This is a genomic window from Fulvimarina endophytica (assembly GCF_003403015.1).
In the GTDB taxonomy this organism is placed as follows: Bacteria; Pseudomonadota; Alphaproteobacteria; order Rhizobiales; family Rhizobiaceae; genus Fulvimarina; species Fulvimarina endophytica.
In genome coordinates this window covers 129,634-148,386 of sequence record NZ_QURL01000001.1, presented here as the reverse complement: position 1 = coordinate 148,386, position 18,753 = coordinate 129,634, and the positions used below count along the sequence as shown (strand labels likewise).

The 18,753-nt window shown below is 66.6% G+C and carries 11 protein-coding genes; 2 read left to right on the top strand and 9 right to left on the bottom strand.

Annotation, left to right across the window (positions count from 1 at the left end; all coding sequences use genetic code 11):
- Positions 1-78: 78 nt before the first annotated feature.
- The 8 genes from DYI37_RS00540 to DYI37_RS00505 form a co-directional block, all read right to left on the bottom strand.
- Positions 79-1,089 carry a FecR family protein gene (locus DYI37_RS00540; protein ID WP_245413713.1) on the bottom strand — a complete coding sequence of 337 codons (1,011 nt, stop codon included), beginning with the start codon at positions 1,087-1,089 and terminating at the stop codon, positions 79-81.
- Positions 1,090-1,255: 166 nt separating this feature from the next.
- Positions 1,256-1,771: an RNA polymerase sigma factor gene (locus DYI37_RS00535; protein ID WP_116681255.1), complete on the bottom strand. Its 516-nt coding sequence runs from the start codon at positions 1,769-1,771 to the stop codon at positions 1,256-1,258.
- A 660-nt stretch (positions 1,772-2,431) separates the two neighbouring features.
- Entirely contained in the window at positions 2,432-5,017 is a 2,586-nt protein-coding gene (locus tag DYI37_RS00530; RefSeq protein ID WP_116681254.1) for a hypothetical protein, read from the bottom strand.
- A complete protein-coding gene (locus tag DYI37_RS00525; RefSeq protein ID WP_116681253.1) occupies positions 5,014-6,216 on the bottom strand; it encodes a VWA domain-containing protein in 1,203 nt (400 codons plus the stop codon). Before DYI37_RS00525 ends, DYI37_RS00530 begins: the two co-directional genes overlap by 4 nt.
- Positions 6,213-8,900, bottom strand: coding sequence for a DUF5682 family protein (locus DYI37_RS00520; protein WP_116681252.1), 2,688 nt, complete (start codon positions 8,898-8,900; stop codon positions 6,213-6,215). Before DYI37_RS00520 ends, DYI37_RS00525 begins: the two co-directional genes overlap by 4 nt.
- Positions 8,901-8,909: 9 nt before the next feature.
- Positions 8,910-10,025: an AAA family ATPase gene (locus DYI37_RS00515; RefSeq protein WP_199520047.1), complete on the bottom strand. Its 1,116-nt coding sequence runs from the start codon at positions 10,023-10,025 to the stop codon at positions 8,910-8,912.
- A gap of 4 nt (positions 10,026-10,029) precedes the next feature.
- The gene (locus DYI37_RS00510) at positions 10,030-14,004 is read right to left on the bottom strand and encodes a DUF4132 domain-containing protein (protein ID WP_116681250.1); all 3,975 of its coding nucleotides are present in this window, start codon (positions 14,002-14,004) and stop codon (positions 10,030-10,032) included.
- Between the two features lie 730 nt (positions 14,005-14,734).
- The gene (locus DYI37_RS00505) at positions 14,735-15,730 is read right to left on the bottom strand and encodes a substrate-binding domain-containing protein (protein ID WP_245413712.1); all 996 of its coding nucleotides are present in this window, start codon (positions 15,728-15,730) and stop codon (positions 14,735-14,737) included.
- A gap of 124 nt (positions 15,731-15,854) precedes the next feature.
- Between DYI37_RS00505 and DYI37_RS00500 the strand changes: the two genes are divergently transcribed.
- Both DYI37_RS00500 and DYI37_RS00495 read left to right on the top strand, forming a co-directional pair.
- A complete protein-coding gene (locus DYI37_RS00500; protein ID WP_116681248.1) occupies positions 15,855-17,048 on the top strand; it encodes a phytanoyl-CoA dioxygenase family protein in 1,194 nt (397 codons plus the stop codon).
- A gap of 82 nt (positions 17,049-17,130) precedes the next feature.
- The gene (locus tag DYI37_RS00495) at positions 17,131-17,940 is read left to right on the top strand and encodes an SDR family oxidoreductase (protein ID WP_116681247.1); all 810 of its coding nucleotides are present in this window, start codon (positions 17,131-17,133) and stop codon (positions 17,938-17,940) included.
- A gap of 67 nt (positions 17,941-18,007) precedes the next feature.
- Here DYI37_RS00495 and DYI37_RS00490 read toward each other — a convergent pair whose 3' ends face one another.
- On the bottom strand, positions 18,008-18,748 hold the full coding sequence (locus tag DYI37_RS00490; RefSeq protein ID WP_116681246.1) for a SapC family protein: 741 nt from the start codon (positions 18,746-18,748) through the stop codon (positions 18,008-18,010).
- Between the last annotated feature and the right edge of the window lie 5 nt (positions 18,749-18,753).

Sequence of the window (18,753 nt, the reverse complement as noted above, 5' to 3'; positions counted from 1 at the left end):
CATCGCACCGCGCGAAAACTCGGCCCTCGATGACAAGGACGATGAAGGGTCGGCGCCGTCACAAAAAAAGTTGAGTTTTTAGCGCAAGATTAGAATGCCACCGGGAAAGCGGGTCACGTCGATGCCGACGGATCGCGCCAAAGTGCGGATCGCGATGTCCGGATCGTCGATGCGATAATGCCCGCTGACGAGGCGCCCGGACGCCCGATCCGTCATTAGCATGACCCGCCCGCCGTAGTACCTCTCCAGATCGTCGAGAGCCGCCGCGAACGGCCGGTCCCGAAACACGATGCGCCCGTCCCGCCAGGCGAGCGACTGATCGAGATCGGCGCTGGCCACGGCCGACAGGCCGGCGGCGCTCGCCATGATCATCTGTCCCGGTTCGAGCAGCGCGTCTTCGCCCCGGCGGCTGACGAGGACGCTTCCCCGCTCGAGCACGACGGTATCGCGCTCGCTGTCCGTCCGCACGCCGAACGCCGTTCCCAGGACCTCGACCTCAGCGAACGGCCCATCGACGACGAAGGGGTGGGCCGGATCATGCACGACGTCGAAAAACGCCTCGCCCTCGAGCAGCGAGACGTGGCGCCGGCCATCCGAGAAGTCGAGCGCGATCGCCGTCGACGTGTTGATCGCTACCGTCGAGCCGTCGGGAAGGGTGATCGTGTCGCGCTGGCCCGCCGCGGTCATGTAGTCCGATTGCCACCGCAGGACCGCCTCGGGGCCGTACTGCCAGCCGATCATGACCAGCAGCACGGCGGCAAGGCCTGCCATCGCCGGTCTCCACGATCTCGGCTTTGCCCTTCTGCGATCGTCGAAGGCGAGGACCGGCGCGGGGACGCTCGATCCGAGCCGCCTCGCATCGCTTTCGCTCGCTCTGCGCAGCGCTTCCATCCCATGCATTGCGGACAGCCGGGCATAAGCGTCCTCACAGCGCGGGTCGGAGCGCCGCCAGGCTTCGAATTGCGCGAAGGTTTCCGGGTCGCGGTCGTCCTGAAGACGCATGAACCAGTCGAGCGCCTGATCCGTCGCGGCATCGGGATGGACGTATTCGCCATCCGATCCATAGTCCTCGGTCGGTTTCTGTCCCACCTAGTCGATCCGCCGTTCCGTTGTTCGGATGCCCATACTCGTGAGACGTTCGACGGGACCGCCCGTCACAAAAACTCTCGCTGCGCCGCCCGTTACGGCAGTCGAAGCAGATCCGATCCACTCCGTGGTGCACGCTGTCCGGTTCGCCAGGCGGCTCTCTCGGGTTTCAGTCCCGATCGAGCCGCGCAAGCGCATCCTGGCAATGCCCCATCACCCGTTTGATGTCGTTATAGACGGTGTTTCGCGCGACGCCCAAATGCTCGGCGATCTCCGCATAGGTCCGGCCTTCCAGCTGCGCCATCGTCCAGGCGGTTCGAGCCCGCAGGGGCAGGTCCGCCAATGCCGCTTCCAATGCCTGCTGGCGCTGACGCTCGATCAGGTCGTCTTCGACCGAACGACCGGACAAGGCGACAGCCTCGACCTCTTCGCGGACCGCGTCGCGGGTTTCGTAACGGTTCCGCACCTTGGCGCGTCGCTGATGATCCAGCGCGAGGTTCCGCGCCGTCTGGAAGAGGAACCCCTCCACATGCTCGATCGCGCGCGTTTCAAGCGTCCTATGCGCCTTCAGATAGGTCTCCTGAGCCAGATCCTCGGCCGTCTGATGATCGCGCACGATCTTCATCACGGTCCATAGCAGGGAGCGCCGATGCAACTGGAAGATCGTGTTCAGGACCGCCGGCATGTCCCCCTCCGGCAGGTTTCGGTCCGGGCGGCGTGCGTCCGGCAACCGCTTCCGGCGGCGCCGATCCCGTCAGGCCGAACGGAACGCATCAACGGCCGGCACCGCTCCACCGCGCCGGGTGCGACTTGACCTATCCTGTTCGTTCGATCGTTTTGCACGGTGGACGCACTCTTTCCGACGGTTGCAGGGACGCTCCGCTTCTGCCGATACCGCTCGACTAGCAGAACGAATTTCGCCTGCAACGGCAATGAATTGGAAGCGCTCAAGACTGGGATCGCCGCTCCAGGCATCCGCGAGGGATAAAGTGGATCCTGACGATCATATTTACCGTCTGATTTCATTTGCTTCCGGCGGGAGTGTCGATGAAGCGCCGAGTCAGGTGAGCGCTCACTCGTTCGCCGGAATCGATAAAAGCTTTCTTCGCGAGAGTCGCGGCTTTGCAACAGTTCCGCCTTTCCGCCGCGTTGCAGGACAAGCCCATCGCATGACGTGGGCGATGTTCGGAGGATCTGCGTGCGGAATCGGCCGGCAGCCGAGGGAGCGATCGTCGTTCGAAGTGGTTCAGGTGATCTGTTGCCCGAGCCATTGCCGGCGAAAGCTGTTCGCCAAGTCGTCGCCAAGGACGCGCGTCCCCGATCGCGGGTGCATTTACGGACGGTCTCACACCCGCGGCGCGCCGTCCCGTCGCTCTTGGAGAAGCGGCACGCGGGGATCGAGGGTCTGGTATAGCGTCGCCAAATGGACGAAGCGCAAGAGGGCGTTCGCACGGGCGGCGTCACTCGCTCCAGCAAGTGCGTCGAGCGCGGTTCCCAGTGGCGCAAGGCCTGTATCCGCCAGTCGCCGGGCGGTCTGGCGCATCCTGGCGAGCCGTGCCGTGTCCCGCATCTTGCCGCCGAGCTCGCTCAGCGCGAGACCATCGTCGAGGGCGGCCGCGACCAGCCGATCCGAGAGACTGGCAACCCGGCCTGCCGGGACAAACCGCATCGCGGCCGCCCGCTCCTCGGCCGCTCCGGAGACTTCATCTGCGCCTTTGCCCCGACGCACAGGATGAAGGGGTGAGCGCGCTCCGTCGTCGGCCCAGTGCCAAGGGAGATCGGGCAGGAGATCGAGGATGACGAGTCTGCCGGCTTGGGATTCGGCCTCTGGGGCAGGAGCACCGATTGCGCCCTGCCGCGCGGACCACTGGCCGCGAAGACTTCCGGCAAGAGCGGACAACACGCCTTTCGGCTTGGTGGGCGGCGCGCCCGGCAGCACGGCATAGGCCAGCGGCCGCAGCCTGATCCGATCTCCCGTCCTGCGAGGCAGGACCGCTAGGACGATGGGCGCGCCCATGTCACCGATCGCCTCGATCCGTGCGAGGATCGCGGCGATCCGTTCGCCCGACCCTTCGAGTGCGAGTTCCGACCATGTGCCGTCGGCGTCGCGGGCAGGCAGGATCGCCGTCTGCTCCAGCGGGTCGAAAAACGGCGCGGCAAAGCCGGACAGGGCGATCAGCTCCGTCCCCGCATGAGGATCGTCGGCGAAGGCCTCCATGGTCAGGCGGTTCTGCCACTCTGCGAAGGTCAGCGGGCCTTCGCCAGCCCTGTCGGGGCCCTCGCCCATCGCCGTCTCGGCCACCCCGCCTGCCGCACCACACGCGGCTGCCGTCCAGCTTTCCTCAAGGATCGTCGCTCGTGCCGCCTTGCCGAGCGACAGCCGTCCTTCCGGCCCGACCGCAGCGTCCGACAGGTTAAAGGTCGAGCCGGCGAGACGCTCCAGCGAGTGGCCGAAGACCGGGCTCTCCTTGGCCGCCCGGGTTGGATCGAAGCTCGGGTCCTGCCCGGCGGGCCGGGCAAGGGTCGCGGTCAGCATCCGGCGAAGGCGCGGTCTTGCCCCGGTTTGCGCGAGGTCTCCCGCACCGTCCTCCAAGGGCGCCTCCGATCCTGCCACCCTCGTGACGATCTGACGAAAATGGGCGGTCACGCCCCGGCTGCCGCTCGGCATGCGCCAGATTTCCAGTCCGCAGCCGAGAAGCGTCACCGGGCCGAGGGGGATGGGTTCGGTGCGGGTCGCGCCGCGCAGGACCGGATCGTCGGGCCGGGCGCCGAGAGCGACGGTCAGCGCCGCCGCTTCGGCGATGGTGCGAAGCGCCGCCAGCGGCTCGTAGCCGGGGGCGTGGTCTCGCCTCCGCTCGATCGTGCCGGCGATCTCGAGGAGGAGGCGGGACAGACGCGGCAGGGCATCGGCGCGTGAGGAGAGTGCCAGATCGAACAACCGGTCCTGCAGCGCCTCGGGACCCGTCGCGAGCGCCTGGCGGGCGCAGTCTTCAAGGGTCGAGCGCACCTCGGCGAGAAAGGCCGTCTGGCCGCTGCGCCGCGCGTCGTCGCCCTGCCGCCGACTGTCGGTCGGCTTCGTGTCGCCCGATGGCTGTATCGCCAAAGCCTCGCCGGCGAGCACCCGCCTTGCGCCGAGGAGGGCGGCCGCAAAGCGGGTCTTCACCTCGGCCGAATTCGGAGCGCCTTTGGTGATCATCCCGGCAGCGCCGCCGCCGCGCACGAAATGAACGGGCGGATGGCCGGGAATATGGATCACCGCCTTCGTTGCCGTCAGCTCCGCCGATACGGTCTCATCGGCAGAGGACAGGTCCGCCAACAGGGCTTCGGCGTCCCGCAGCGCCGCTCGGCCGAAGGCGCGGGTCATCTCGCTCGAAGAGACCGCGGCGATCTCGCCGGCGATTGCGCCGCCGCCCTCCGGCGCCGATGTCCGGCCTGGCGGGACGTCCGGATCGCCCGGCCGGGGCGCATCCGTTGGCGCCATTTCCGCCTCATCGGCGGGGGTGCATTGAAAGGGCGGCGTCGCGGCAGACGGCCCCGGCGTTTCCTCGGCGACGCTCTCTTTCGACGCTTCGTCCTTTGCCGATGTCTCGCCTGATGCCTCGCCATCCCGCAGGGTGATGATCGCGGTCAGGACATGCCGGCAGACAGACGTTGCCGGACAGGTGCAGGTCGCGCCCTTGAGGCCGGCTGGCGTCAGCACCACCGTCTCGCCGTCGACCCTCAAGCTGACGGCGGCCTCGTCCTCGCCGGTGATCTCGCTCTTGCCGCTCGCGGCGTCCCGTGCCGCCCGCCGCACGAGCCCGCGGGATGCGGCCGCTTCGAGGATCGTGTCGTCGAGGGTGGCGGCGGCCCTGCGAACGGCTGATGCCGGCGTCGTCAGGCCGGTCGCAGGCGCGTCCGCTGCATGGGTCGGGGACGGACCGGCGCTCATGCCAGCTGCTCTCCCACCCAGTCGGCCAGACGATCCGGCGTCACCGCCGAAACCGGCATGCCCACATCGGCGAGGCGCCCTGCCATGGCCTTATCGAAGTCCGCGCGGCCGGTTTCGTCGAGGGCGGCGACGCCGAGCATCCTGACGCGGGCTTCGGCCAACCGCTTGACGGCCGCGACCAGCGCGCCGGGAGGCCCGCCCTCGTAGAAGTCGCTGACGAGGATGAACAGGGTGCGTGTCGGGACCTTGACGAGCTCTTCCTCGCAATAGGACACGGCCTTGCCGATATTGGTGCCGCCGCCGAGCTGCACCGACAGAAGCAGATCCACAGGATCGCCGATCTGGTCCGACAGATCCACGATCGACGTGTCGAAGACGACGAAGCGGACGCTGATGCCCGGCAGGCCGGCGAAGATCGCGCCCATCACGGCCGCGTGGATCAGCGAGGGTGCCATCGAGCCGGACTGGTCGACGCACAGGACGACCTCCCATTGGAGATGCCGGCGCGAGCGGCCGTGAAAGCGGATCTTGTCGACGATCAGCCTTTGACGCTCCGTGTCCCAGTTGCGCAGATTGGCGCGGATCGTGGCGTTCCAGGCAATGTCGCGGGCAGAGCCCTTGCGCGAGGTCACCGTGACACGGTTGCGCTTGCCGGTCAGGGCCGGCGTCGTGCGGGTTTTTAGCCGCTTGAGGAGATCGTCGACGACACGGCGCGCCACCTGCCGGATGAGGTTCGCCACCGCCGGATCGGAGCGATCGCGCAGGGACAGGAGCGTTGCCAGGAGATGCGGATCGGGCGACAACTCGGCGAGCGCGGTCTTGTCGGCGAGGATCTCATGCATGCCGAAATCGCCGACGGCATGCCCCTGAACGTCCTCGCGCACCGATTGAGGGAACAGGTCCCGCATCTCGCCGAGCCAGTCGGGCAGTGTCATCGCCGTCGGATCGAGGCTGGCGGAGCGCTTCTGCCGCTGACGGGCCGCGCCGAGATCGAGGCTGAGGCCGCGCTTTTGATAGGCGCGGCCATAGACATGGTCGAGCGCCCGGTCCATGCGCGCATCAGCGCCGCCGAGACAGGGGCCGCCATCCCCCATGCAGGCGCTCATCTGGTTTTCGGCAAAGCGCCCGAGGGCAAGGCGCCAGCGTCGGGGGCTGCGGCTCTGAGGGGCGTTCTCGGCAGGCGCGTCCGGCTTGCTCATCGCTCTTCTCCTGCCCGTATTACGCCGTCCAGCCACGCGCCGAGGCCGCGGCGCTCGACGATCGTTGCCAGCGCGGCGGCCCGGCGGGTATTGGCCAGCATCTCGGCTTCGCCGATCTCCGAAGGCGCAAGGTCGAGAGGCTCGCCCAGCGCCTTCATCTCCGCGACACGTCCCGCCAAGGCATCGACCTCGTCCGGATCGAGGGCGCTGAAAGTCCTGCGCAAGGCCGGCAGGAGGGCGACGAATTGATCCTCGTCGATGCTTTCGAAATGCTGATCCACGACGTCGATCACACCGCCCGCCCGGCGCAGCAGCGCCGGCAAAACGGCAATCGCGCCGGCAAGCGGGGCGCAGCGTGTGGCGCCGTCGAAGGTGTCGGCGGCAAGCCCCGCCCGGATCGTCTCGGCAAGGGCCTCGGGCTCGGCCCAGCCGGCAAGATGGGCGATCGCCGAGATGACACCGGCAAGATAGGGCGAGGTGTCGGCGCCGTGGAGCGTGCGAATGCGCTCGTCGAACAGCGACGGATCGATCAGCGTAGGCCTGGTATCGCCTGGGTCGCCGGCACCTTCGCCGCCTGAGGCGACACGGTCGACGAGGTGATAGAGCCCGGCAAGTGCCCGGCCGATCTCTCCGGCGCGCTCGGGCGAGGTCTCCGTCAGCCCCGCCATCAGGTCGACCGCCCGGCGATAGGCCGAGGCGACCAGCGGAAAGAGCGCGCCCTCGCGCTCCAGCCCGAGAACCCGCCTGCCGCGCCACAACGCTTCCAGCCGCTGGAGAGCCCCGACCACGCGGCAGAAATCCGCGTCGGACGCGATCGCCTCGCCGATATGGGGCACCAGCGCGGCGCTCTTTCCCATGAGCCCGGCCTTGGCGGCGTCGACGAGCACCGCCGCTGCCGCCTCGCAATCGTCGCCCCGTCCGGCATCGCGCAGCGCGGCGATCCGCCTTGCAAGGACGGTGAGGCAGGCGGTTTCGAGGCTGTCGCCGATGCCGGCCAGCGCCGTCAGCCGGGCCTCGACGGATGGCTTGAAGGCATAGGTCCAGACTTCGGTCAGCACCGGACGACGGCCCGGGCCGGACCTCAGCGAGGCGCTGCGGTCGATGCGTGCGAAGCCCGTGTCGAGGAGCTTTGCCGCGTGGAGAAAGCGGCTTGCGGCCCGGTGTTGCGGCTTGCGGTGAATATCGAGTTCGCGGCTGCGCTCGCCGATCGATTCCAGCGAGAAGCGCAGGGCTGCGGCCCTCCGCCGGAAATCCGCCACCAGCGGCGGCGCACCGCTGTCACGCGGCACGGTGCCGACACTGTCGCCGGCCATGATCTGCCGCAGACGGGCGAGCACGGGCGAGGCGAAGAGGTGGAGCTCGTCCTTGACGAGGCAGGAGCGCGCGGCGTCGAAGATCTCCATCCGCCCCGGACCGGGAAGGCCGCGCAGCGTCGCGAGATCACCGGCATGACGGACCGCTTCGATCACCGAAGGGAGGGCGGGGACCTGGCCCTGCCGCGCCTCCCGGATGGATCGGCGGAGTTCGAGAAGGGTCTCGGCCGCAAGGTTTCGCGCTGGCGTGCCATCGTCGGCGGGCTGGCCGGCAGGATCACCGGCCTCGCTCGCGCTCGTGTCCGATGCCGCCATCAGCCGGGCGTAATAGCCGGGGCTCGGCATTCCGCTGGCATAGCCGTTCAGCCGGTCGAGCATGTCCTCGCTGTAGCGAATGAGATAGCTGCGCGACGGGCTGCCGTGAGCGGGCATCGTGGGACGCCCATCACCTGCTGGTTCCGGTTCGATGGGCGGATCGAGCATGGCCGGCGTGTGAAATCCGCCGAGGATCACCGCGATCGTGCCGCCGCCCGCCTCCGCCTTCGCCGCCGCGATCGCCGCGCGCATGGCGATCTCGCGGGAGAGCGTTCCGTCTTCGGCCATGTCGGCCCGCGAAGTCGTTTCGCGGCACAGCAGGCAATGGGCACCGACGTCGGAAAAGAACCCGCGCCAGTCGTCCTCGCCGGCCCGCGACTCGAACAGCCGGTCCCAGACTTCGTTGAAATCCCGGGACCCGGTTCGCCGCACGAGGCTTTCCGCATAGGCCGAATAGCTCAGAAGACCGTCACCGGTAAGGACGGTCGGGGCCCCGGGGTCAGCCGCGCCCGCCAGCCGCGTCTTCGACTCCGATCCGGGCGCCCCCGTTTCGTCGTCGCCCGCTTCGTCGTCGCCTTGGGTCGGTTCTTCGGCAGAGGGTGACAGCGCCTCGTCGGCGAGGCGCCAGCCGCTGGCAAGATCGGCCAGGACGAGCCGCGCCCCGCTCGCTTTCGCCGCCTTCATCGCCACCCATTCCGGCGAGGAGGCCGAGATCGGCCAGTAGCCGAGCACGGATGGCGTCAGGGCCGCCTCCCGCGATTTGTCCGATCGCTCGCTGACGGCGACGATCGCCACCGGCGGCACGGTTTCGGCCTTCAGAAGCAGCGGTACGAGCTCGCCGAAATCCGCCGGCATTTCGAGAACGATCACATCGGGCCGCAGCTCCGCCAGCGCCCGTTTCAGATGCAGGGCGCAAGCCGGGCTGTGATGCCGGATCGGGAAATGATGGACGCCATCGGCCCCTGAGACCAGCCGCAGGCCATAATCGCGCAGACGTTCACGCTCAGTGTCCGAACCGCCGGGCGCAACCGCCTCGATTGGAACGCCGTTCGCCATGGCTCCAGCCTATCGCGCAAGGGTCCGGGCGACCTCGTGAAAGTCCCGCCATGCCGGGTCGGCACGGGCGCGCTCCTTCACCACGTGATCCACATAGGAGCGGAACCGGGCGATGTCGTTGTCGTCGTCCTTGAGGATGATGCCCACCATCTGGCGGGCGATGTGGCCGCCGGTCACCGGGCCGTCCGACAGGAATGCCGCCTCGAGGCTCGCCGAATGGGCGACGTTGACGGCTTCGGCGGTCGACATGACGGCGACCGGCCGATCGATCGTCACGCCCTCGCTCGTGCGTCCGGTGCGCAATTCGCTGAAGGCGCCGACAAGGACGTCGAGGACGTGGTCGTCCAGCCTTGGTTCGATGCCTTGCGCCGCCATGCGCGCGCCGACACGCTCGCGGATCAGCTGCATTTCATAATCGCGATCGGCGATCGGGCGGACGGTCTCGAAATTGAACCGCCGCTTGATGGCGCTCGACATTTCGTTGACGCCGCGATCCCGCAAGTTCGCGGTGCCGATGACGTTGAAGCCCGGCGCCGCGCGGATCGCGGCGTTGCGTCCGAGCTCGGGGATCGCCACGACCTTTTCCGACAGGATCGAGATCAATCCGTCCTGAATTTCCGGCGGACAGCGGGTGATCTCTTCCACCCGGACGATCTGTCCGGCCTCCATCGCCTGCATGACCGGCGATGGGATCAGCGCACGGCGGCTCGGCCCCTCCGCGATCAAAAGCGCGTAGTTCCAGCCATAGCGGATGGCGTCGTCCGGGGTGGAGGCCGAGCCCTGAATCAACAGGTCCGAGACCCCGGAGATCGCCGAGGCGAAGAGCTCGCCCAGCATCGATTTCGCCGTGCCGGGCTCGCCGACCAGCATCAGTCCCTGCTCGCCCATGAGCGAGACGATCGCCCGCTCGACCAGGGCGTCGTCGCCGAAGAACTTCCGCGAGATCGACCGCGCCGGATCGCCCAGCACGAACGCGCGCACGGCCTTGGGCGACAAGCGCCATCCGGGCGGGCGGCGGCCCTCGTCGCTGTCTTCCAGCCGGGCAAGCTCTTCCGCAAACAGCGTCTCGGCGGGAGAGCGGATCGGACCCGGCGTGACGGTGTCGGTGCTCGGCGAAACGCTCATTTCGTTACCAGACCTTCTTTTCCCAGTCGGCGTCGAAGCCGGTCCCGGCTTCGGCCATGGCATGGTAGTCGCCGAGGGCTTCGGCCAACATCACTTTGGGGACGGAGCCAAGGGCGATCTCCTTGGAATAGGCGAGAGCATCCTCGCCGCGCATCGGCACGAATCTCAGCTGATCGAGCGCCGCATTGGGTGCGAAGTCCGCGTCAGTGCCGATGAAGTCGCCGGAGAAGTCGATGATAGCGGCCATCTTGCGCGCGGGAAAATGCCGCTCGTAAACGGTGAAGGCACCGCCATCTTCCACCGATCCTCGCCGCCAGCCGAGTTTGTCGGCCACCGACCGCAGCTTCAACGCCTCGATCATGTGGCCGCGCCGATCGGTGATCGCGGTCCGATGGGCGTCTTCGCCTTCGAATGTCGGCGCAATCCTTGAGAATTGGGAAAACAGCGGGACGACTTCGTAATCGTCGAAATGCTCCGTCCAGGCCTTGGCCGCCGCCTCGCCCACCGTCATGCGATGGGCGATGGAAATCTCGGCGAAGTCCGAAAGATCGACCGGCTCGTCCTCCACATCGGTCAGACTGCCGTCCTCCATCGGCCGGAACAGGGCGACGATCTCGCCTTTCGCGTCGCGACCCTCGAAGACCAGACGCTCGGCAAGGCGCTTCAGCACCGGATGATCGAGGATGAAGGCCTGAAAATCCAGGACCGGCCAGCGCCGTTCCACACACATGGCATCGAACAGCCGGGCCTTCTGGTTGACGATGGTCTCCTTCAGCTCCTTTCGCGATGCCGACAGGGTCGCCTTGGCGCCCTTCAATTGGGTCGCCTCGTCCTCGGTCTCGTCCCCATCCGGACCGCCGCCCTCGCCGCGCGGTTTTGGCGCCGGGGCATCGGACGCCTTGATGCTCGGCAGGGAGGAGACGGGTTTGCCCTCGGGATTGAAGAGCTGGAGCGCAAGTTCGGCCTTCTTGTCCAGAACCACTTGAGCGAAATAGGCCCGTTCCCCGAAGCTGAGATCGAGGCGGCCGGTCTCGTCGACACCGGCCGTCGGCACCACCCGGTCGGCCAGTTCCTCGCGCGTCCATTCCTTGTCTTCGGCGATCCGGTCGACGAGTTCGCCGGCGAGCCGCCGTCCGCCCGGCTGGCGGTGGCGTTTGGAGACGTCGAGCAAGGCCTGGATGATCGCAGGTTCGGGGTTGGCCGCCATCGCCTCGAGGATCGAGCGGGCCTGATTGGAGCGCTTGCCGAAGTCCTTCAGATAGCGGCGTCCGATCCGCGCCATCTCGACGGGCGGCATGAAGCGGGTGAGGGCAAGCAAGCCGCGATGCGGCTGCGCGGAGAAGGCGAGCTTGTTCAGCACCTCGCTGCGGATCTGCGCATAGGCATCGGCTTCGGTGTAGTCCTTGTAATAGCGCTGCATGGAGGCGGCACGCTGCGGCGCGTCGCGCGCGGCGATGGCATCGGCCTCCTCGGCCGACGCCCGTTGCGTGTCGAACGCGATCCAGGCCGTGAAGACGCTCCGGCCGAGGGCCTCCGCATCTGATCGCCGCAACCGCTTCATCGCCATATGCAGGAGCGGGTCGCCACCGGGCTGCTTCAGCTTGTGCGATCGTGCGAACCACCATCTGACCACCAGCGGATCCACCGTTTCGCCATCGGCCCAGTGCAGTATGGGAAGATTGTCGACGTCGAAAAGCTCGGAATAATCGACCTTGGTCTTGGCAAGGCCAGCCTCGGCCTCCTCGATCAGGGCGTTTCGCGAGAAATACTCCGAGATGTCGTAGCCGAGCCTGGCAAGCGCCGCGATCATCGCGGCTTTGGCCGATACGTCAGCTTCCTTGGCGACCGCGACCTTGAGCGGCTCGATCGCATCCGTTTCGCCGCGCTCGCCGAGCCAGCGTGCGACGTCCATCCGCATCTTGGCCTTGCCGTCCGCCAGGGATCGCGCCAGGATCGGCGTCAGACCGGACAATCGGCCCAGAAGCAGACGCGCCCTCGCCTTGATCTGGCGATCGGAATCGAAGGCTCTCGACAGGACCGGCGCGAGCAGGCGCCCTGGCAATTCCGGGAAGAGCTCGAGAAGCCGAAGGGTATTGCTCTCATACCGCTCGTCGTATCGGGATGCCTTGCCGCGTTCCAGCTGCTTCGTCAGGATGTCCAGATAGGGAATGAAGGCCGCCCAGATCGTCGGGTTTTCGAGCTGCTGATCGCCGGAATGGAGAATGTATGCCTTTTCGAGGATGGTCTCGACGGCTTGCCGCATATTGATGCCACGTCGCTCGATCTCGGCGAACACCCGGCGAAGATCCGCCCCATGGTTCAGACGCTCGACCCGCTCCAGAAGATCCTGCGAGTTGGCATAATGTTCACAGAGCCAGCTGAGCACGAGGGTTTGGTAGTGGTCATAATCGTTGCTCGTAACGATCCCCACCCGGGTCAGCGCCTCGAGTGACACGTCGGGCCGTGCCCAGATCCGCCGGAGTGCTTGCTGGTAGTTCTTCCTGGACTTCGACAGGTTCCAGTTAAACGGATCCTGGAGAAGATAGCGGACATGTCGCCTCGATCGCTCGTCGATCGATCCACCGCGCAGGATCGTCATGACCAGCGCCGGGTCCTCTGCCTTGAACGGCGACTCGTAGGGTTTCCTTGTGTGCTTCGATTGCGGATCGGGCGGGGGAAGGGCATCGTGCTCGGCCCGTGCCGCAGCGTCCGCATCTGCGAAGACGGTGCGAAACTCCTCTTCCAGATCCGCTGGCACCGACGGCACATCGCTCTCTTCGGCAGGAGGCGCGGCGATCAGCCGACCGTCGAAGGTGTGATATCCCTGCGGCCCGTCTTCGGGAGGCTCGCTCGCCTCGGCCGCGCCCGCCGGTTGCAGGGTCTCGCGGAGCACCAGCGCGGTCTCGATCTCCTTGATCAGTGGCTTCGACGTCTCGTTCGGCTGGTGGGCGGCGAGCACGTCGCGCGCCTCGTCCGTGCCGAGCGCCGCCAGAAGCATCACCGCAGGCTTGCGGACCGCCGGTTTCTTCTCGGCGAGCGCCGCGTCGATGCGATGTCGGATCGGTCCGACACCGATCTCCCGCAGAACCGCGACCGCGGCCTGCCGCACGACCGCCGATCCATCCCCGGCCATCTGGAAGGCGATCTCGCGATAGGCTTCGCTCCCCTCGCCCTCTCTGGCTAGACCCAGCCGAAGCACCTCGCGCATCAGATCCTGACGGGCTTTCGCGTCGAGAAACGCCAGTCCCTCTCCGACGATCTCCGGCTGACGCCGCAGAACGTCGACGAGATCGGGAAGTTCGAGCCAAACGCTTTTCCCTCTCCAGCGTTCATACATGCCATCGGGGTAGAGAACTTCCAGGAAACGAGCCGGTGGCAAATCGTAACAAGCGATCAGGCCAAGCATCCGCTCCACCGTCAGCGGGCCGGTTTTGGCGAAACGGCCGGTCACCAGATCCCTCATGTCGCTCTGGCCAGCAAAGCGGTCGACGAGTTCGAAATACCCTTTCAGGATATCAGGCAGTTTTCCACCCGACCCATGGCGGTAGCGAGGATGGGCCTCGACGCTCAGAACGATCTGGGCGAAGCGAAGAATCGCCGGCTCGTCCCAGCCTTCGGGCGTCAGCATCATGTGGGCACGGGGTGCCACGCGTTGCTTCCAGATGGCTTCGAGTCTCTGCTTTTCCGCAGTCGAGGCGTCGTATGGACCATAAAAAAACGGCTCGGCGGCCATCCGTTCCAACACCGCTTCGCGGGATGCCTTCAGATGAGCTTCCAGGCGAAGCATGACGGTCTCGGGCGTCCCGGTGATGATGTATCGGGCGAGATCCTCCCCGAGCCCTGGCTCCAGAGCGTCGGCATGGCGCATGTCTTCAAGGAGAGCGGCCCTGTCGGCCTCGGTCAGCCCACAGGTCGCTGCCTTGATGTCCGCCGGCATTTTCCCGGACTTTTCGAAGAAGCTCTTGATCGCGTTGAGCATCGGCTTTCTCCCACTCCCCCTCTCGCCTGAAAGTCGACCGGACGGGTGAAGAGGGACTCGGATTGGCACGTCCCGGTGACCGTCGCGCTACCAGCGCGAACAGACATGCCGCGCGCCAAAAGAAAGTCGAGTGTTTCAGTCCACAAAAAGGCGATCGAAGGGGACACTTACTCCAGCAGGTTGAAGAGACACGGTTCGATAGCGCATCAAGCTACGGGGAATTGTGGCGTGAATCGGACGAGCGCCCCCATGACAGTCTCCAGCCGGGCAGTCGGAAAACGGGGAGCGCTTCAGGCCCACCCTGCACCGAGTTTCACGCCGGACCACCGAGTAGGGCCATGCCACGATTTACCGCCACACCGAGCTGATGGTTTGCCAAGAGCAATGCAACGCGACGTTCATATTTCTCGCCAGTCGTCTCGGTTCGAGAAGCTGCTCTTCCGAAAAGTCCGCGATATCAGTGGCTTGTAGAGAGATCGCCGTCACTGCGCGATCTCCACGGTCCAGTACCCATTTTTATCCTGAGGCGCGCGCCGTTCCAAAATACCATTCGGCACTCCAGATACTCCATTCGTGCCCGTCCGATGGATCGGATGGCTCGAACGACCGTCGTTGGCCTTATCTTGGCGAAAGACACCCGGCGCGGCGGTAGCGCCTCACGCGTCGCCCTCCCCTTAGACTTCCACATTTCCCAAAACGTCCGACGAACCGGCCGCTCTGTCCCTCGAGCTCAGACGTCGTAGGGCGTCGCGATGCAGATCTGCGAGGGTGCGGCGGCGAATTGCGTCGGGAGCATGCGGTGGTGATGGAGAAACACTTGGCAGGCGGTGCGGGCGTCCTGCCGGAAGTCGTGGTGAATGACGAAGGTAAGACGCCCCTCCTTCAGAAGCCTGCGGTTGGCGGCGTCGAGATCGTGCGCGGCGAAGACGCGGATCGGACGACGCTCGTGGGCGAAGGCTTCGAGGATCGCCGCGTTCGCGCCGCCTGCGGAATAGACCGCCGTCAGCGCCGGATTTCGCGATAGCGCTTCGACGACATGTTGAAACGTCTCGCGGTGGACGCCGTGGCCCTCCGAGACCGTTTCGACGGTAAGAGCCGGAAAGCGCCGGGTGAGGACATCGCGGAAGCCGGCGACCCTCTCCGTCTCGCCCGCAAAAGACGCGCTCGACAGGTTGAGGAGGACCCCCGCAGGCGTGCCGCCCAGCATATGCCCCATCAGATGGGCCGCCGAGGCGCCGGCTATGCGGTTGTCCATGCCCACATAGGCGATCCGACAATCGGGCGCGATGTCGGTGACATAGGTTGCGACCGGAATGCCGGCTGCGGTGAGCCGATGCGCGTGCTCGGCCGTCGCGAGAGTCGAGGGCGCCTTGAGAAGCACCCCATGGCTGCCCCGCTTTGCAATTGCGGTTAGGATCGAGGCGAGGTCGCCCTCGCGCATCCGCTCGGCGAGGTGGTAGCGCGCGGCGACCGAAGCCGGCCGCATGCCGGGCATCTCGGCCTCGAAGGCCGATCGTACCGCATCGCTGAACCGTCGCGGCGCCTCCATCACGATGTCGATCGCGAGCCGTCGACCGGCGAACCCGGCCGCGCCGTACTGACGCTCCAGCTCTTCGACCGCGGCAGCGACCCGCGCCCGCGTCGTCGCCCGCACGCCCGGGCGCTCGTTGAGGACCCGGTCGACCGTTGCGAGGCTCAGACCCGACTGAAACGCGACGTCCTTCATGGGAAACCGGCAGCGCATGGGCAAGCATCGCTCTTGAGGTGTTTCTGAGGGTTTTGCCCGATTTCGCGCCGAGGGGAAAGGCGCGATGATTGCGGAAGGGAAACCAAGACCGGGAAGACGAGACATGGATGCGATGACCAAGGGCGCCGAGCGCCGCAACAGGATCTGGCTCGACGCGGACAGCGGCAGCTTCGAGACCTTCCGACGGGAGGTCTCGCGCACGACGCAGGCAGAGGACTGGCCGAACGCCGCCGAGATCTCGAAGAACATTCCGATCTACGATGGAAACCGCGTCCGCGCCGCCGCAGGCGATGCGCAGGAGCGTCAGACGCTGATGGCCGAATGGGCCGAGCTCTTCATGTCGGGGCCTGGCGTTCTCGTCATTCGCGGCGCCATCACCGACATCGAGGCGCTCGATGCGGCGACGGCGATCTTCGATCGGATCATCGAGGACGAGAAGGCAGGCACCTCGGGGGGCGGCGGCGATCATTTCGCAAAGGCCGGCGCCAACGACCGGGTCTGGAACGCGGTGGAAAAGCACTGCCTCGCGGACCCGTCGAATTTCGCCCGCTACTACGCTTCGGACGCAATCGCACTGGCATCCGAGGCGTGGCTCGGGCGAGGCTATCAGATGACCGCGCAGATCAACCGCGTGAACCCGGGCGGGGCCGCGCAGACGCCGCATCGCGACTATCATCTCGGCTTCATGACGCCTGAGCAGATGACGGCCTACCCTTCCCACATCCACGCCATCTCACCGGTGCTGACGCTGCAGGGCGCGGTCGCCCATTGCGACATGCCGTTGGAGAGCGGGCCGACGCTGTTCCTGCCCTATTCGCAGACCTTCTTCGAAGGCTATCTCGCCTTCGGCCGAAAGGAATTTCAGGATTATTTCGCCGAGCATCACGTGCAGCTGCCGCTGAAGAAGGGCGACGCCGTCTTCTTCAACCCGGCCCTGATGCACGGCGCGGGCACCAATCGCTCCGCCGACATCCGGCGCATGGCGAACCTTCTCCAGGTGTCGTCCGCCTTCGGGCGAGCCATGGAAACGGTCGATCGCTCGCGGATGGCCATCGCGCTCTATCCGGCGCTGATCGAGGCCAAACAGGGCGGTGCCAGCGAGCGCGACCTGCGGAACGCCGTCGCCACATCGGCCGAGGGCTATGCCTTCCCGACCAATCTCGACCGCGATCCGCCGAAGGGCGGTCTCGCACCGAAGAACCAGGCCGAGCGGATGCTGGAGGCGCTCACGGAAGGCATGGCGCCCGAAGCCTTCGCCGAGGCGATCGCGGCCTATGACGAGCGCCGCCGCTCGTAGGGCGAGCCACTCTACTGAACCGCCGGCCCCGCCGTCATTCGATACGCGGGACCGGCCCATCGATCAATCGGGAGGACAGGACATGGGACGACTGGACGGGGCGATCGCCGTCGTCACCGGCGGCACGCAGGGGCTCGGCGCCGAGGTCGCCCGTCTCTTCGCCGAACGCGGCGCCGCCGGGCTCGTGATCTGCGGCCGCAATGCGGCGAAGGGGACGGCGGTCGCCGATGCCATCGAAGCCGATTTCAGGACGCCGGTCGCGTTCGTCGAGGTCGATCTCGCCGATGTGGGGGCCTGCCGGTCCGTGATCGCCTGCGCGAGGAACCGCTTCGGCCGGGTGGACGTACTCGCCAATATCGCCGCAATCACCGATCGCGGCACCATCCTCGACACTGATCCGGACCTCTTCGACAGGATCATGGCGGTCAATGTCCGCGCGCCGTTCTTCCTGATGCAGGAGGCCGTGAAACTGATGCGCGAGACGAAGGTCGAAGGGTCGATCGTCAACGTCTCGTCGGTTTCCTCGCATGCCGGCCAACCTTTCATCGCGGCCTATTGCGCGTCGAAAGGCGCCCTCGATACGCTGACGCGCAACACCGCCTATGCCCTCCTGAACAACCGGATCCGGGTGAATGCGCTCAATATCGGCTGGATGGCGAGTGAAGGCGAAAAGACCATTCAGCAGCGCTATCACGGGGCGGGCGAAGACTGGCTCGACCGCGCAGGCGCTCATCTGCCGAACGGCAGGCTGGTCGATCCGAAGGAGGTCGCCCGCGCGATCGCCTTCCTCGCATCCGCCGAGTCCGGCCTGATGACAGGGGCGTGCGTCGAATTCGACCAGTCCGTGCGAGGCGCGTTCGATAGCCAGCCGATGCCGGATGCGCCGCTGTGAGAGCGGCGCTCGGTCCGGCATCGGCCGACGTTCCCGTCTCGGACAGGACCCGCCGGGCTCTGCGCCGTCAGGCCTGAACCTCGTCCCGCAGGCGATCGATCTGCGTCAGTGAGAAGAAGTGCGCGAAGATCGGAGAGAGCACGCGCTCGTCGCGCAGTTTCAGGAAATCGGCGTCGGACAGTTCGTAGAGTTTGCCTTCGTCGACCGCGAGGAGGCCGTGGATCGTCTGGACCTCAGCCCCCGCAGCGCGTGTCTCGATCGTGATCTGACGGAAGAGGTCGAGCGAGGTGAGAAGCTCGATGAAGGCCTCGGTTCGCTTGCCGGCGGCGAAGAACTCGTTGGTGAAGCCGATCGCGTTGTTCAGCGCCGCGCTCGGCTCGCCGTCCTCGCCGAACAGCGCCTCGCCCTCGGTCAGCGAGAGAACCGAATTCTCCTCGTCGATCATCACCAGCGGATCCTGGCCCTCCACCTCCCCGAGGATGAACGGATAGCGCCGCAGATAGGCCGGCACATAGGGCCGCGCCCAGGAACCATCGGCCTTCACGAGGCGGCTGCGGCCCGTTTCGAGCCCGACCATGAAGACGGCCGTCGGCCCCTTCGCACCCGGCACGAAGAGGATCGGCATCTCGCGCGAGGCCGCCGAGAATTCGTCGATCAGCGCCGGGATGAAATGCGCGCCTCTCGCATAGCCGTAATCCGGCTCACCCGATCCGAGCTTCAGTTCGCGATGCTTCTCGCGGTCGAGCGGCACGGGATTGGCGTAGAACAGCGGATTGTCGGCGGGGCTCGTCGTCGTGGTCTTGGACATGTCGC

Excerpts from the sequence above, each read along its gene's own strand:
- DYI37_RS00510 (WP_116681250.1), bottom strand. The coding sequence starts at position 14,004 with ATGCTCAACGCGATCAAGAGCTTCTTCGAAAAGTCCGGGAAAATGCCG.
- DYI37_RS00495 (WP_116681247.1), top strand. The coding sequence starts at position 17,131 with ATGGGACGACTGGACGGGGCGATCGCCGTCGTCACCGGCGGCACGCAG.
- DYI37_RS00490 (WP_116681246.1), bottom strand. The coding sequence starts at position 18,748 with ATGTCCAAGACCACGACGACGAGCCCCGCCGACAATCCGCTGTTCTAC.
- DYI37_RS00530 (WP_116681254.1), bottom strand. The coding sequence starts at position 5,017 with ATGAGCGCCGGTCCGTCCCCGACCCATGCAGCGGACGCGCCTGCGACC.
- DYI37_RS00515 (WP_199520047.1), bottom strand. The coding sequence starts at position 10,025 with ATGAGCGTTTCGCCGAGCACCGACACCGTCACGCCGGGTCCGATCCGC.
- DYI37_RS00520 (WP_116681252.1), bottom strand. The coding sequence starts at position 8,900 with ATGGCGAACGGCGTTCCAATCGAGGCGGTTGCGCCCGGCGGTTCGGAC.
- DYI37_RS00525 (WP_116681253.1), bottom strand. The coding sequence starts at position 6,216 with ATGAGCAAGCCGGACGCGCCTGCCGAGAACGCCCCTCAGAGCCGCAGC.
- DYI37_RS00500 (WP_116681248.1), top strand. The coding sequence starts at position 15,855 with ATGGATGCGATGACCAAGGGCGCCGAGCGCCGCAACAGGATCTGGCTC.
- DYI37_RS00505 (WP_245413712.1), bottom strand. The coding sequence starts at position 15,730 with ATGAAGGACGTCGCGTTTCAGTCGGGTCTGAGCCTCGCAACGGTCGAC.
- DYI37_RS00535 (WP_116681255.1), bottom strand. The coding sequence starts at position 1,771 with ATGCCGGCGGTCCTGAACACGATCTTCCAGTTGCATCGGCGCTCCCTG.